Raw genomic sequence first — 15,831 nt, 5'->3', positions numbered from 1 at the left:
TTAAGCTCTTAAACGATCAACATTTTCCTTGGAAGGTGTTACGAATAACGTTTTCTGATTTTCATATATGACGAAGCCTGGTTTTGCTCCATTTGGTTTTTTAACGTGTCTTACCTTTGTATAATCTACGGGGACGGTAGAAGAGTTCTGGGATTTACTGAAATATGCTGCAATGACCGCTGCTTCTTCCAATGTTTTTTGACTTGGTTCAGGTGAACGAATAATGACATGTGAACCTGGGATATCTTTCGTGTGAAGCCATATTTCATCCCGTCGTGCTAATCGCATCGTTAAGTATTCATTTTGTTTATTATTTTTCCCAACAAGTATTTCTGTACCATCGGAAGATATATACTTTTCAAGAACTGGTTTAGAAGGCTTGTTTTTCTTTTTATCTTTCCTTTGTTTCTTCAAATAACCTTCTTCCCTTAATTCCTCTCGTATATCTTCAATATCCTCTACTCCCGCAACATCCATTTGTTGTAGCAATTGATCAAAATAAGAAATTTCCTCTTTCGTTTTTTCTATTTCTTTTTCAACGACATGTTTTGATGTTTTTAATTTGTGATACGTTTTAAAGTAATTTTGGGCATTTTCACTAGGTGATTTATTAGGATTTATAGAAATCATTCGTTCCTTTTGTTCTGGATCATAATAATCTAAAACTTTTACTTCTTTATCCCCTTTGGAAATTAGGTGCATGTGAGCTGTAAGTAATTCCCCTAGTCGTTGATACTCCTCGGCATTCTCTGCTTTTTTTATTGTTTTTTCGTGTTTCTTTAATTTTCTTTCATTTTTGTTTTTTTCATTATGGATAAATCGGTATAAATCCTTTGCTTGTTGTTTAACCCGATCTCGCTCTGCTTTACCTGAGTAAAAAGCATCAAGCATTTTATTCACATCTTCGAATGACTCTACATCTCCCGAAAATGATGAGATAGGGATTACGTGAAAGTCTTCTTTATTGTTTCGATAAATCGCGGGTACATATTTGTTATCGATTAATTGTTCTTTTATCTTGTCAAATGTATCCATATAAACAGAGGTGGAACCTAAATCAATCCGATGTAATAGCTCCCTAGCAATAAAAGGCGAAAATCCTTCTAATGTTTCAACAAACTGCATTTCCATTTTTCCAGCATTAAAATCTAAACGTTTAATAAAATCTTCACCATTAATTTCTAATGGATTTAATTTATTTTGATTAGGGGGCAATATATATTTTTGTCCCGGTAAAATAGTTCGATGTCTATTTTGTGCTATAGAGATGTGTTTGAAACTGTCCAAAATATGTCCTTTTTCTTTATCGACAAGCATTACATTACTGTGCTTACCCATTAGCTCAAAAATGAGTAATTTTTGACTAATATCTCCAATTTCATTTTTAGATTGTATGGTAAACGTTATAATTCGTTCCATCCCTTTTTGGTCTATCGCTTCAATAATTGCCCCTGATAAATATTTCCTTAATATCATACAAAACATAGGTGGTTCTTTAGGGTTTTTGTATATATCTTCTGTTATATGAAAGCGAGCATAAGTAGGGTGAATGGATAACAATAATGAATGATTTTTACCCTTACTACGAACGGTGAAAACAAGTTCAGTTGGAGTTGGTTGATATATTTTCGTAATCCTTCCAGGTATAAGTTCCTTTTTTAATTCTTCTGTAACAGCTCTAGTGACAATACCATCAAATGGCATTTGATTCACCTCCATGTGCAATTATAGCATTTTTTAGGACAAGTATGCATAGATATCAGATAGAGCTATGGAAGAATTTCATGTACTATAATGATCGCGGAGGAATGAGGATGAAGTGGTATCAATTAGATGTAGAAAAGGTAGAACAAAAGTTACATGTTTTATCAAGTAAAGGATTGAATGAAAAACAAGTACAGGAACGTCGGAAACAATATGGTGAAAACGAGCTTAAATCACAAAAACATACACCAAAATGGCTTATTTTCTTAAAACAGTTTCAAGATTTTATGGTCATAGTATTGCTTGCGGCTACATTGATTGCTGGATTGCTTGGGGAATATGTCGATGCCATTGCGATTATGATCATAGTATTAGTAAATGGGCTTATCGGTTATTTTCAAGAGCAAAAGGCAGAAAAGTCATTGGAAAAACTTAAGGAACTATCTGCACCAATGGCAAATGTTCTTCGTGACGGAAAATGGGAGAAGGTTCCTTCAAAAGAGGTAGTAGTTGGAGATATTGTTCGAATGAATAGTGGGGATCGAGTTCCCGCAGATGTACGAATTACAAAGTCGAATAGTATGGAAACAGAAGAATCCGCTCTTACTGGGGAGTCACTTCCAGTAGTTAAACATGCAAGTGCCATTCGTAAAGAACATTTAGATGCCCAAGACCAGGTAAATATGGGATTTATGGGAACACTTGTTACAAGAGGATCAGGAATTGGTGTTGTTGTTGGAATAGGTATGAACACGGTTATGGGCCAAATCGCTTCATTGATGGCCAATACTAAGAAAAGTCCAACCCCACTAGAAAGACGATTAGCTGAATTAGGAAAAATACTCATTGTAGTTGCGTTATTATTAACCGCATTAGTTGTCGTATTAGGAATTCTTGAAGGAAAACCAACATATGATATGTTTTTAGCCGGAGTTTCTCTTGCGGTTGCAGCTATCCCTGAAGGATTACCCGCAATTGTGACTGTAGCATTATCATTAGGTGTACAAAGAATGATTAAGAAAAAAGCTATCGTAAGAAAATTATCTGCAGTGGAAACACTTGGTACAGCTTCCGTTATTTGTTCCGACAAAACAGGTACAATGACAGAAAACCAAATGACTGTAAAGGAAATATTCTTAAATGGTAAACATCTATATGTAAGTGGGGATGGTTACGATATCCATGGGGACTTTTTTCTAAATAATAAAAAGATAGAAAATGATTATCCGAATTTGAAGAATATGCTTTTATATGGGGTGCTTTGTAATAATTCTTCCTTAATGGTTAAAAAGGGTAAATATTTTATCGATGGTGACCCTACAGATGGGGCGCTATTAGTAGCTGCTAGGAAAATAGGTTTAAAACCAATGGATGAGGAAAGATTTAAAATTATAAAAGAGATTCCATTTGATTCCGATAGAAAGAGAATGAGTGTCATTATAGAAGATGAGAATGGAAAACGATTATTAATTACAAAAGGTGCCCCAGATGTATTGCTTCCTCGAACGTCCTATCAATTAAAAGAAAAGAATAGAGAAATTCTAAAAAAAGAAGATAAAGTGAAAATTGAAAAGGCCATGGAAGATATGGCAAATAAAGCACTAAGAACAATAGCTGTTGGTATCCGACCATTAACCACGAAAGATACATTAGATGATGCGTTTTTAGAAAATGAATTAACCTTTATTGGTCTTTATGGAATGATTGATCCACCAAGAAAAGAAGTGAAATCAGCGATAGAAGAATGTAGACAAGCTGGAATTAAGACAGTAATGATTACTGGGGATCACGTAAATACAGCAAGTGCTATCGCTAGAAACCTAAATTTGTTACCAGAAAATGGACTAGTTCTAGAAGGGCACCAATTAAATCAAATGTCAGTAGAGGAATTAGAAGACATTATCGATGATACGTATGTTTTTGCTAGAGTAACTCCTGAACATAAATTGAAAATTGTTAAAGCCTTTCAAGAAAAAGGGCATATCGTTGCTATGACTGGTGACGGAGTAAATGACGCTCCAGCAATTAAAGCGAGTGATATTGGTATTAGTATGGGAATAAATGGTACGGATGTAACAAAAGAAGCATCCTCCCTTGTTTTAATGGATGACAACTTTGCTACTATTAAATCTGCCATTAAAGAGGGTAGGAATATTTATGAGAATATAAGGAAATTTATCCGTTATTTATTAGCTTCCAACGTTGGAGAAATATTAGTGATGCTATTTGCTATGTTATTAGCACTGCCACTTCCGTTAGTACCGGTTCAAATTCTATGGGTGAATTTAGTAACGGACGGGCTTCCAGCGATGGCCCTGGGTTTAGATAAAGCAGAAGAAAATTCGATGAAAAGACCGCCACGAAGTCCAAGAGAAGGAGTTTTTTCAAGAGGATTAGGGTTCAAAATAATTAGCCGTGGGATAGTAATTGGTTTAGTTACATTGATAGCCTTTATGGTTGCATATCAAAATAATCCTGAAAATCTTGTATATGCGCAAACGATGGCATTTACTACTTTAGTCATGGCTCAATTAATTCATGTATTTGATTGTAGAGCGGAGAATTCTATTTTCGATAGGAATCCCTTTGGAAATATATACCTTGTTGCAGCGGTATTATCTTCCATTATACTATTATTAGTCGTTATCTATTGGGAACCATTACAACCAATTTTCCATACTACAAGCTTGCCGCTAAAAGATTGGTTATTAATTGGTGCGCTGAGTGCAATACCGACCGTATTATTTGCCTTTAAAAGATCCAATAAGTAAATAGTGAAGGTTCGAGAAATTGATTGATACATTTTCTCGAACCTTTTTCATATTTAATCTACGTTATGCTATAATAATGCACAGTATAATAATTTTATATAATGAATGATAAAGATTCTATCTTTTTATTAATTAACTATTGTATAATGAATTATCACGCTTGACTGGTTGGTTATCTACATAGAAAGATATAGGGGGAAAAATTTTGAGTTTAAGTTTGATTAATATCGGATTTGGAAATGTAGTTTCAGCAAATCGAATTATTTCGATTGTCTCACCTGAATCAGCACCTATCAAACGAATTATTACTGTAGCAAGAGATAACAATAAGTTAATTGATGCTACGTATGGTCGTAGAACGAGAGCAGTTATTATTACTGATAGTGACCATGTCGTGTTATCCGCTGTTCAACCAGAAACTGTTGGACAACGTGTCATAAGCAATGATGAAATTACAGAGGAGTAAATTCTGTATTTGATAAACTAGAGGTTGTTCAAAAAGTCCGGTGAAAATGATACTTCGGTACAGGGGACCTTCGACTAAGTTCCGTCACGTCCTGTGACGAACGTCGAAGTCACCACATCCTGTGGAAGTTCGTTGGCTTGCTTTTCCGCGGCTCACGTATTAATCGCATACGTTCCGCTGCTCAAAGCTACGCCGCCTCGAACTGCTCGGTCCTTTTCATCCTCCTTTTTGAACACGCACTAATAGGAGGAAATGTTTTGAAAGATGAGAAAGGAATCTTATTTATTCTTTCAGGTCCATCTGGAGTTGGAAAGGGAACAGTAAGAAAAAGATTATTTGAGAAGGCAACTGATCTTAAGTATTCTATTTCCATGACGACAAGAGAAAAAAGACCAGGAGAATTTGATGGTGTAGATTACTTCTATAAAACAAGAGAAGAATTTGAAAGTTTAATTGAACAAAATGAGCTTTTAGAATATGCTAAGTATGTTAATAATTATTATGGAACACCGCGTAAGTACGTGGAGGAAACTTTAGAAAAAGGCTTTGATGTTTTTCTTGAAATTGAAGTTCAAGGTGCCTTGCAAGTTAAAAAGAATTTTCCAGAAGGTGTTTTCATTTTCTTATTCCCACCGAGTCTAGATGAATTGAAGAATCGTATACTTGGTCGCGGTACAGAATCGAGTGATTTAGTGTTAAATCGATTAAAGGAAGCTAGGAAAGAGATTGATATGATGGATGCGTATGATTATGTTGTGGTGAACGACCAGGTTGATCATGCTGTAGAAAAAATCGAATCAATTATTCAAAGTGAGCATTTAAAAAGAGAACGAATTGCTAAACAATACAAAAAAATACTGGAGGATGATCAAATATGATGTTAGAACCATCCATTGATGTTTTACAAGAAAAAGTAAGATCAAAATATAAACTCGTCATTTTATCAGCTAAGCGTGCAAGACAAGTGAGTGAAACGAAGGATCTACAGGTGGAAAATCCTAGGTCTGAGAAATATGTTGGAATGGCACTTGAGGAAGTCGTTGCAGGAAAGTTATACTTAGAAGCTGATGATGAATAAATAATAGGAAAGCCCTCGCAAATTTGCGGGGGTTTTCTGTATCTAGACTTTTCGTTTGTCTTAATATTATTTGGCACTTATAGTATAAATAAAGCAGAATATGTCGAACGTTTGGAGAGGAGAAAAAGTGGTGATCCAAAAGAATATTTTATTATGTGTATCAGGTGGAATAGCTGCGTACAAGGCATGTGCACTTACGAGTAAGTTAACGCAAAAGGGTGCTAATGTGAAGGTAATCATGACGGAAAGCGCAAGTAAATTTGTTTCACCGTTAACGTTTCAAGCACTATCTAGAAATCCAGTATATACAGACACTTTTGATGAAAAGGATCCGGAAAAAATTGCTCATATTGATTTAGCTGATTGGGCAGAGTTGATTCTCATTGCACCTGCAACTGCAAACATAATCGGAAAAGTAGCAAATGGAATGGCTGATAGTATGTTAACTACAACATTATTAGCTTCTCAGGCACCGGTTTACGTTGCACCAGCAATGAATGTACATATGTATCAGCACCCAGCTGTTATAAAGAATATGAGGAAATTAGAAGAATGGGGGTATCATTTTATTGAACCTGGTGCTGGTTACTTAGCTTGTGGCTATGTTGGGAAAGGTAGATTAGAAGAGCCAGAAACGATTATAGAGGTTTTGGAAGAACATCAAAATAATAATTTATTATTGTCTGGAAAGAGAGTTCTAGTGTCAGCTGGCCCAACAAGGGAAAAGATTGACCCTGTTCGTTTTTTTACAAATCGTTCAACAGGAAAAATGGGTTTTGCGCTTGCACATGTTGCTGCTGAAATGGGTGCAGAAGTAATACTAGTCTCTGGACCTACTGAACAAAAAGTGAATAATAATCGCATAATAAGAGTAGATATCGAAACTGCAGAAGAAATGTATGAAAAGATGAATGAGTTTTTTTCAGAAAGTGATATCGTTATTAAGGCAGCGGCTGTTGCAGACTATAGACCGAAAACAATTTACAATCAAAAAATGAAAAAGCAACCTGGTGAATGGAATATCGAAATGGAAAGAACGAAAGATATTTTAAAATCATTAGGAGAAAAGAAAACGAATCAATTTTTAGTTGGTTTTGCTGCTGAAACGAACAATCCATTAGAATATGGTTTAGACAAGTTGGAAAAGAAAAATTTAGATGCTATTGTTATTAATAACGTAGCTGAGGAAGGTGCAGGTTTTGGAGCCGATACCAATATTGTTACCTATGTGAATAGGTTTCATGAAAAGGAAGAACTAAGTATCGCTTCGAAAAAAGCAATAGCAAGGAAGTTATTTCTTTTGATTGACCGTGATTTGCGAGCTGATAGCCAGTGAATATAGTAAAAGTGATAGTAGATGTACCATCGAGCGCCATCAATCAAACTTTTGACTACTCCATTCCCAATAGGTTTCAAGAGATAGTAGAACCGGGGATGCGAGTAATTGTACCATTTGGTCCTAGAAAGATTATGGGCTTTGTCGTTGACCGTATTTCGGAATCATCATTTGATAAGTTAAAAGATATTGTTGATGTATTAGATATTACTCCTGTTTTAACGAAAGAATTACTTGATTTAGGTAAGTGGGTTGCTAATAATACGTTAAGTTTATCGATTACTGCATTACAGGCTATGTTGCCACAGGTTTTAAAGTCAAAGTATAGGAAACAATTAATTCGGGAAACTGATGAAGTTTTAACTAAGGAATTGGAACATTTATTTGCGGGTAGAGACTTTATAGATTATGAAGAATTTGAAAATGCAAATATTAGTTATTATCAATTACAAAAGGCAATTCAAGAAGGGGAAATATCCATTGAATATCTTGTTGAGTCAAAAATAACAAAAAAACAAATAGTAATGGTAAAACCCTCCAAGGAATCCTATTTACTTGAAGAAGCATTAATGGATATTCCCAAAAATGCGAATAAGCAAAAACAGGTAATTTCGTATTTTTTAGAATTTCCAAACCCAATTTCGCAAAAAGAATTAATAAATAAAGCGAAGACTACTTCTAGTACGATAAGGAATTTAGTTGATAAAGGAATTTTAGAAACGTATAAACAAGAAATCTTCCGCAATCCATATAATGATAATGCCATTAAACGTACGACACCATTACCATTAACAGAAGAGCAAAAAAATGCAATCGAACCAATTCATACAACTATTAACGAAAATCGACATGAAGTATTTCTACTGCATGGGGTAACGGGGAGTGGAAAAACAGAAGTATATTTACAAGCTATTCAAAACGTAATAAGTAAAGGAAAAGAAGCGATTGTACTTGTTCCTGAAATATCGTTAACTCCACAAATGGTAGAACGTTTTAAAGGTCGTTTTGGTAAAAAGGTAGCGGTCATGCACAGTGCTTTATCCGCAGGGGAAAAATATGATGAATGGCGAAGAATCCATCGGAAAGAAGTACAGGTTGTAGTCGGTGCCAGGTCCGCGATTTTTGCTCCTTTTGAAAATTTAGGAATAATTATCATCGATGAAGAACATGAAACAACGTATAAGCAAGAAGATCAACCACGCTATCATGCGAGGGATGTAGCAATTGAGAGAGGGAAGTATCATCAATGTCCAGTTGTTCTGGGGAGTGCAACACCGACATTAGAATCTTATGCTAGAGCGAGTAAAGGGGTATATACATTAGCTACACTGAGTAAACGTACTAATGATCAACCGATGCCACATGTTGATATTATTGATATGCGTAAAGAGCTTCATGCAGGAAACCGTACGATGTTTTCTAGAAAGCTTATGGAAAAAATGGAACAATGTATTCAAAGAGGGGAACAAGTAGTGCTTCTATTGAATAGAAGGGGTTATTCTACTTTTGTTATGTGTCGTGATTGTGGACACGTCATGGAATGCCCTCATTGTGATATCGCGTTGACCTATCATAAAAATTCCAATCGGCTAAAATGTCATTATTGCTCTTATGAGACGAATCTTCCTACAAGCTGCCCAGAGTGTACAAGTGATTCTATCCGTTATTTTGGAACAGGAACACAAAGGGTAGAGGAAGCGTTAGGTAAACTGCTTCCAGAAGCAAGAATTTTAAGGATGGATGTTGATACAACGAGAAGAAAAGGGTCACATGAAAAAATCTTAAAAGAATTTGGCGATCGAAAAGCTGATATTTTATTAGGTACACAAATGATTGCTAAGGGACTAGATTTTGAAAATGTTACATTAGTTGGTGTTCTTACGGCTGATTCTATGCTTCATCTACCAGATTTCAGATCTAGTGAAAGAACGTTTCAACTGTTAACTCAAGTTAGTGGGAGAGCTGGAAGGCATGAATTAACAGGTGAAGTTCTTGTTCAAACGTATACTCCAGATCATTATAGTATAGAACTTGCGAGTGTTTACAACTTTCTTGACTTTTATGAAAAGGAAATGTCGATGAGAAGGAAATTCAAGTATCCACCGTATTTTTATCTTGTGCTAATCACGGTTTCGCATGAAAATAACGTGTTAGCAGTACAAAGGACACAAACAATTGTTCAACTGTTGATGAAGTATGTGAAAAGAAATACAGTCGTGTTAGGACCAACACCATCGCCAATCCCACGTATCAAAGATAGATATCGATATCAATGCATGATAAAATACAAAAATGAACCAAATTTACGACCGTTATTAAATAAAATATTGGAATATTTTTCGGACGATATAAGAAAAAAAAATCTTTTGATTACGGTGGATTTAGAACCATATCATTTTATGTAGATTCTAAGAGAATTTGAGAAAGAAGGTTAAATAATGAAACGAATAGTATTTATGGGAACTCCTGATTTTTCGGTACCAGTATTAAGGTCTTTAGTTGAATCAGAATATGAAATAGTTTTAGTCGTAACTCAACCAGATCGGCCCAAGGGTAGAAAGCGAGTCATTACTCCTCCGCCTGTGAAGGTTGAGGCAGAGAAACATCGTATCCCCGTATTTCAACCAGAAAAACTAAAAGACGAATATATGAAGATTTTATCTTATGAACCGGATTTAATAGTGACAGCAGCATATGGTCAGCTACTGCCAAATGAATTATTAGAAACACCACCATTTGGCTGCATTAATGTACACGCATCTTTACTTCCAGAATTACGTGGGGGCGCTCCGATTCATTACTCCATCATTCAAGGCAAAAAAGAAACTGGAATAACCATTATGTATATGGTGGAGAAACTGGACGCCGGTGATATTATTTCTCAAGTCAAAGTACCTATTGAAAATAAGGATCATGTCGGAACTTTACATGATAAGCTTTCCGAAGCGGGTTCTAAATTATTAATGGAAACATTACCAAATATTTTTACAAGAAGTATTCATCCGATTAAACAAGATGATACGAAAGCTACATTCGCTTCCAATGTAAAACGGGAACAAGAAAAAATTGATTGGAATAAATCAAATATAGAAATATATAATCAAATTCGTGGTTTACATCCATGGCCAGTTGCCTTTACTACTTATGAAAATAAAAATATGAAAATTTGGTGGGGTGAACCTGATCAAATTGAATATACTGGTAAACCTGGTGAAATAGTGAAAGTAGAAGAAGATTCCTTTACTGTTGTTAGTGGTGATGGCTGCGGTATTAGAATTACGGAAATTCAACCAGCTGGAAAAAAACGTATGTTTGTGAAAGACTATCTTCGCGGTGCAAGTGATCGAATAAAAACAGGATTAATTTTAGGTGATTAAATGAAAACTTACCAGCTTAGAAATTCTATTTTAGACTTATTGATTCGGACTGAAAAAGATCAAGGATTTAGCCATTTATTAATTGATCATGAGATCAAATCGAATCGAATAAATCCGAAAGATGAGAAGTTACTGACGGAAATTGTATATGGGACGTTACAAAGAAAAATAACTTTAGATTATTTTATAGATTACTATATGAATTCAAAGAAAAAATTGGATCTATGGGTAAGAATGCTTTTACGAATGTCTATTTATCAAATGGTGTACTTAGATAAAGTTCCCGACCACGCAGTTATACATGAGGCAGTGGAAATCGCTAAAAAGCGTGGCCATAAGGGGATAGCTGGTTTTGTGAATGGTATTCTTAGAAGTATTCAGAGAAACGGCATTCCGGATACTGCTATGATTAAAGACGATGCAAAAAGGTTATCGATTGAAACAAGTCATCCAGAATGGCTTGTCAAACGCTGGATTTCAGAGTATGGCTACGAAACTACGAAGAAAATGTGTGAAGAAAATATTTCTAAACGCCCACAATCTATCCGCGTACAACCTTTAAAAATAACACGGGAAAAGGCCATTGAAACATTAAGTGAATTAGGATTTGTAGTAGAACCTTCCATCTTATCTGAACAAGGTATCATTGTGAAGAAAGGTAATGTATTAACTACCGATTTATTCAAAAATGGGTTTTTAACGATACAAGATCAAAGCTCGATGCTTGTTGGGGAAATGTTACAAGTAAAACCCCATATGAAAGTATTGGATTCTTGCAGTGCACCTGGCGGAAAAGCAACCCATATTGCCGAGAAGATGGAAAATGAAGGAATCGTTTATGCTTATGATCTACATAAGAAAAAAGTTAATTTAATAGAAGAGAAAGCATCCACCCTCGGCCTTTCTATTATTAATGCGAACCAAGCTGACGCCAAAAAATTAGGTGAAGTTCATGAAGCGGAAAATTTTGATCGTATTCTAGTAGATGCGCCATGTTCTGGTCTAGGAGTTATGCGTGGTAAACCAGAAATTAAATATAATAAAAAGGAAGAAGATATAAGCAATCTTTCTAAAGTTCAACTTGAAATTTTAAATAGCGTCTCCCCATTGTTAAAAACAGGTGGATTATTGATATACAGTACATGTACAGTGGATACGAGTGAAAATGAAAATGTTGTTCAAGCATTTCTAAAAAGTCATTCTAACTTTAAGGTAGACGAGACATTTTTCAGTGATTTACCAAATGAAACAAAAGGCTTAACCGGAATTTCGAAGTATGGATTCCAATTATTTCCACAAGATTTCCAAACGGATGGCTTTTTCTTAACTCGTCTTAAAAAAATTCAATAATATTGTTCTTTTATGTTGGGATTTGTGTAATACTTGGAGTAATATGAGCGACTCTTAATGCTTGGGGGTATTTGATGAGAGGTACATTCTTAACTGATAGGGGTAGGGTAAGAAGTCATAATGAAGATGCCGGTGGGATTTATTATAATTCTTCAAATCAACTATTAGCAGTCATTGCTGATGGAATGGGAGGGCACCTTGCTGGTGATGTCGCTAGTAAAATGGCTATAGCCCTAATAGACGAAAAGTGGAAAAGTACAAAAAAATTCGATAAGCCAAATGAAATTGAGGAATGGTTGTTAAATACCATTCAAGAAATTAATGAATCTATTTATCAACATGCACAGAGTAACAAAGAATGTGAAGGAATGGGAACAACTCTTGTCGTTGTAGTTCATATTGATGAATTTTTAACGATAGCCCATATTGGTGATAGCAGGTGTTATTTACTTAATCAGGATAAACAAAGACAAGTTACAGAAGACCATTCACTAGTCAATGCTCTTGTTCAGTCTGGTCAAATAACGAGAGATGACGCTAAGCATCATCCGAGAAAAAATGTTGTGTTAAGAGCACTCGGTTCTGAACTACAGGTAGATGCCGATATTAAAACGATTTTGATAGATGAAAGTGAAAAAGTATTACTTGCAACAGATGGGTTAACTGATAAGGTGTTTGATGAAGAGTTGTTTGAAATTATTAACAAACACGAGGATATCAATTTGGCTGGTAAAGAATTAGTTGACTTAGCAAATGATAGAGGTGGCGAGGATAATATTTCTCTAATTCTACTTTCAAATCATACTTCTTTGAAAGAAGGTGAGAATGAATGAGAAGTGGTCACCTTTTGAATGAGCGGTATGAAATTAAAAATAAAATTGGTGCTGGTGGAATGGCCGATGTATTTTTAGCTAGGGATACTATTCTGGAACGTGATGTTGCAGTAAAAGCTTTACGTATGGAATATGCTAATGATCAAGAATTTATCGCTCGTTTTGATAGGGAGGCTCAATCTGCCACCAGTCTTTCACATGAAAATATTGTGAGTATTTATGATGTTGGAGAAGAGGACCATTTATTATATATGGTAATGGAATATGTAGATGGGATGACATTGAAAGAATACATACAACGCTTTGGTCCAGTCGATGTTACCGAAACCTTGGATATTATGAAACAAATTACGTCTGCAATTGCTCATGCCCATGCGAATGATATAGTCCATCGGGATATTAAGCCGCAAAATATATTAGTAGATAATTTTGGTAAAGTGAAAGTAACTGATTTCGGAATAGCGATTGCATTAAGCGCGACTGCACTTACTCAGACTAATTCGATACTAGGGTCAGTACACTATTTATCTCCCGAGCAAGCACGGGGGGGGATGGCTACTAAAAAGTCAGATATCTATTCATTAGGAATCGTTATGTTTGAGATGTTAACAGGGAGATTACCGTTCTCTGGACAGTCTCCAGTATCGATAGCATTAAAACATTTGCAAAGTGACACTCCTTCCGTTAGAAGGTTTAATCCAGATATCCCTCAAAGTGTTGAAAATATAGTGTTAAAAGCAACAACTAAAGATCCCTTTCATCGCTATGAGACGATTTACGACTTGGAAATGGCAGTTGAGACCGCACTCAATCCGGATAAAATAAATGAAGCACCTTATACTCCGCCTGTAGAAGTAGGGGATGAAACAAAAGCAATACCAATCATTACAGATGATCAAATTCAAGGTAATATTAATGAGGAAACGATTATTCATACGAATAGCTTAACGAAGAATCATCCGGAAGAGGCTCCAAAGAAGCATAAAAAAAAGGTAGATAAGAAAGTCAAACAAAAGAAAAAGGCGAAACAAAAGAAAAAGAGGAAAAAATGGCCGATTTTTCTTTTTATATTTGTGCTTTTAATTGGTGCCATTGCATTGTTTTTCGTCCCGGGTTTGCTTCAACCAAAAGAGGTAGAAGTACCTAAGGTTATAGAAATGGAATCGGATGAGGCTAGGGATTTATTAGAGAGTTTGAATCTAATAGTAGAAGATGAAATGGTTACTTCAGAAGACATAGATGAAGGTCACATTGTAAAAACAAGCCCTAGTGCTGGCAGAATCGTGAATGAAGGTTCTACCGTTACACTTTTTATTAGTTCTGGTAAAGAGAAGGTTACTTTTGAAGATTACGTTGGAAAAGATTATAGTCAGGTAAAACGTGAACTTGAAATTGCTGGATTTGAAGATTTTATTCCATACGAGGAATACTCAAATCTTCCAGTAGGTGAAATAATCACGCAAATCTTCCCTAGTCCAGATAGTGAAGTTGTGCCAAGTGACACAACGGTAAGATTTGAGGTGAGCTTAGGACCTGAACCTGTAAATTTAAGTAATCTAACAGGTTTAACTGAAACAGAAGCAAGAAAAGAGTTAGAGGACAATAACTTACAAATGAACAAGATTGAAAGTAATTCTGATACAGTTGAACCAGGTTATGTAATAAGTCAAGATCCTAGTAAAGGAACAAGTTTACAGCATGGTGATACGGTAGATGTATATATTTCTACTGGGCCAGAACCTAAGCCACCGAAAACAGTTTCCATTACGGTACCAATAGAGTATAGCCCTTCTCAGTCGGAGGATGATGATTCTGAATCGGAGGGAGAAGACCCAGCTGAAAAAGTCGTAAGAATCTACATTGGAGATACGGATCATAATATTTCAGATTTATATGAGGATAAGGTAATAACTGATGATGAAGAAGTGTCATTTACATTGACGATAGCACCGGATAGTTCAGCAGAATATAAAGTAATGTTGGAGGATCAATTAATTAAAGAAGAAAAAGTAAACTATGAGGATGGTGAATAAATGGCAGAAGGAAGAATTATTAAAGCTCTAAGCGGATTTTACTATGTTAAATCGGATGATAATCTTTACCAATGTAGGGGAAGAGGGGTATTTAGAAATAAAAAAATCACTCCTTTGGTTGGCGATATTGTACAATTCGAAATAAGTGGCCCAAACGAAGGGTACATAATGGAAATTAGGCCTAGAAAAAATGAACTTGTTCGTCCACCAATTGCAAACATAAATCAAGCTATCATTGTTAGCTCTGCCATAGCACCGGAGTTTAGTACTACACTTTTAGATCGGTTTCTAGTGCTAATTGAATTTAAAAATATAATACCAGTTATTTTTATTACAAAGATAGATTTATTATCGGAAGAAAAATTGGAAGAACTAAATAAATATAAAAAAGTTTATGAAAATCTAGGTTACAAAGTGGAATTATTATCAACAAAGGACTCCACCCATTCTTCAGACATTGGATTATATTTGAAGAATAATATAACGGTCATAGCAGGACAATCTGGAGTAGGTAAAACATCTTTAATCAATTCATTGGATTCAAGTTTATTATTAGCTACTGGTGAAATATCAGAAAGCTTAGGAAGGGGTAAACATACAACTAGACATGTGGAACTATTAGAAGTAGAAGGTGGATTAGTTGCTGATACCCCAGGATTTTCCGCTCTTGATTTTAATGAAATTGAGCTTGAGGAATTACCTGAACTATTTCCGGAGATGAGAGAACGAAGAAATAATTGCAAATTCCGTGGTTGCTTGCATCACAAGGAACCAAAATGTGCAATTAAAGAAGCATTAATCGATGGGGAAATTGAAGAATTTAGATATGAACATTATTTAGATTTTCTAAACGAAATACAAACGAGAAAGCCGAGGTATTAAT

At 35.2% G+C, this 15,831-nt stretch carries 12 protein-coding genes; 11 read left to right on the top strand and 1 reads right to left on the bottom strand.

Annotation, left to right across the window (positions count from 1 at the left end; genetic code table 11):
* Complete coding sequence (locus tag A9178_RS03160; RefSeq protein ID WP_068672449.1) at window positions 1-1,704, bottom strand: Rqc2 family fibronectin-binding protein; 1,704 nt, start codon at window positions 1,702-1,704, stop codon at window positions 1-3.
* Between the two features lie 110 nt (window positions 1,705-1,814).
* Between A9178_RS03160 and A9178_RS03155 the strand changes: the two genes are divergently transcribed.
* The 11 genes from A9178_RS03155 to rsgA all read left to right on the top strand — a co-directional run bounded on the left by A9178_RS03155 (window position 1,815) and on the right by rsgA (window position 15,830).
* Window positions 1,815-4,475, top strand: coding sequence for a cation-translocating P-type ATPase (locus A9178_RS03155; RefSeq protein ID WP_068672448.1), 2,661 nt, complete (start codon window positions 1,815-1,817; stop codon window positions 4,473-4,475).
* A gap of 205 nt (window positions 4,476-4,680) precedes the next feature.
* Window positions 4,681-4,941, top strand: a complete 261-nt coding sequence (gene remA / locus A9178_RS03150; protein ID WP_068672447.1) for an extracellular matrix/biofilm regulator RemA — start codon at window positions 4,681-4,683, stop codon at window positions 4,939-4,941.
* Between the two features lie 257 nt (window positions 4,942-5,198).
* Window positions 5,199-5,819, top strand: a complete 621-nt coding sequence (gene gmk, locus A9178_RS03145; protein ID WP_068672446.1) for a guanylate kinase — start codon at window positions 5,199-5,201, stop codon at window positions 5,817-5,819.
* Complete coding sequence (rpoZ, locus tag A9178_RS03140; protein WP_082918067.1) at window positions 5,816-6,019, top strand: DNA-directed RNA polymerase subunit omega; 204 nt, start codon at window positions 5,816-5,818, stop codon at window positions 6,017-6,019. Before gmk ends, rpoZ begins: the two co-directional genes overlap by 4 nt.
* A gap of 127 nt (window positions 6,020-6,146) precedes the next feature.
* Window positions 6,147-7,355, top strand: a complete 1,209-nt coding sequence (coaBC, locus tag A9178_RS03135) for a bifunctional phosphopantothenoylcysteine decarboxylase/phosphopantothenate--cysteine ligase CoaBC (RefSeq protein WP_068672445.1) — start codon at window positions 6,147-6,149, stop codon at window positions 7,353-7,355.
* Entirely contained in the window at window positions 7,352-9,760 is a 2,409-nt protein-coding gene (gene priA / locus A9178_RS03130) for a primosomal protein N' (protein WP_068672444.1), read from the top strand. Before coaBC ends, priA begins: the two co-directional genes overlap by 4 nt.
* Before the next feature lie 33 nt (window positions 9,761-9,793).
* The gene (gene fmt / locus A9178_RS03125; RefSeq protein ID WP_068672443.1) at window positions 9,794-10,732 is read left to right on the top strand and encodes a methionyl-tRNA formyltransferase; all 939 of its coding nucleotides are present in this window, start codon (window positions 9,794-9,796) and stop codon (window positions 10,730-10,732) included.
* Complete coding sequence (gene rsmB, locus A9178_RS03120; RefSeq protein ID WP_068672442.1) at window positions 10,733-12,082, top strand: 16S rRNA (cytosine(967)-C(5))-methyltransferase RsmB; 1,350 nt, start codon at window positions 10,733-10,735, stop codon at window positions 12,080-12,082.
* 74 nt (window positions 12,083-12,156) lie between these two features.
* Window positions 12,157-12,915 (top strand): Stp1/IreP family PP2C-type Ser/Thr phosphatase, encoded by a 759-nt coding sequence (locus A9178_RS03115; RefSeq protein ID WP_068672441.1) that lies wholly within the window; start codon window positions 12,157-12,159, stop codon window positions 12,913-12,915.
* Window positions 12,912-14,948 (top strand): Stk1 family PASTA domain-containing Ser/Thr kinase, encoded by a 2,037-nt coding sequence (gene pknB / locus A9178_RS03110; RefSeq protein WP_068672440.1) that lies wholly within the window; start codon window positions 12,912-12,914, stop codon window positions 14,946-14,948. Before A9178_RS03115 ends, pknB begins: the two co-directional genes overlap by 4 nt.
* The gene (gene rsgA / locus A9178_RS03105; protein ID WP_068672439.1) at window positions 14,949-15,830 is read left to right on the top strand and encodes a ribosome small subunit-dependent GTPase A; all 882 of its coding nucleotides are present in this window, start codon (window positions 14,949-14,951) and stop codon (window positions 15,828-15,830) included.
* The last annotated feature ends 1 nt before the right edge of the window (window position 15,831 follow it).

This window comes from Oceanobacillus sp. Castelsardo, assembly GCF_001659985.1.
Lineage (GTDB): Bacteria > Bacillota > Bacilli > Bacillales > Amphibacillaceae > Oceanobacillus.
Note: the sequence above shows the minus strand (reverse complement) of the source record. Positions and strands in the feature narration are given on the sequence as shown.

Coding starts and splice junctions, on each gene's coding strand:
- rsmB (WP_068672442.1), top strand. CDS start 10,733: ATGAAAACTTACCAGCTTAGAAATTCTATTTTAGACTTATTGATTCGG.
- A9178_RS03155 (WP_068672448.1), top strand. CDS start 1,815: ATGAAGTGGTATCAATTAGATGTAGAAAAGGTAGAACAAAAGTTACAT.
- A9178_RS03115 (WP_068672441.1), top strand. CDS start 12,157: ATGAGAGGTACATTCTTAACTGATAGGGGTAGGGTAAGAAGTCATAAT.
- rpoZ (WP_082918067.1), top strand. CDS start 5,816: ATGATGTTAGAACCATCCATTGATGTTTTACAAGAAAAAGTAAGATCA.
- pknB (WP_068672440.1), top strand. CDS start 12,912: ATGAGAAGTGGTCACCTTTTGAATGAGCGGTATGAAATTAAAAATAAA.
- fmt (WP_068672443.1), top strand. CDS start 9,794: ATGAAACGAATAGTATTTATGGGAACTCCTGATTTTTCGGTACCAGTA.
- A9178_RS03160 (WP_068672449.1), bottom strand. CDS start 1,704: ATGCCATTTGATGGTATTGTCACTAGAGCTGTTACAGAAGAATTAAAA.
- rsgA (WP_068672439.1), top strand. CDS start 14,949: ATGGCAGAAGGAAGAATTATTAAAGCTCTAAGCGGATTTTACTATGTT.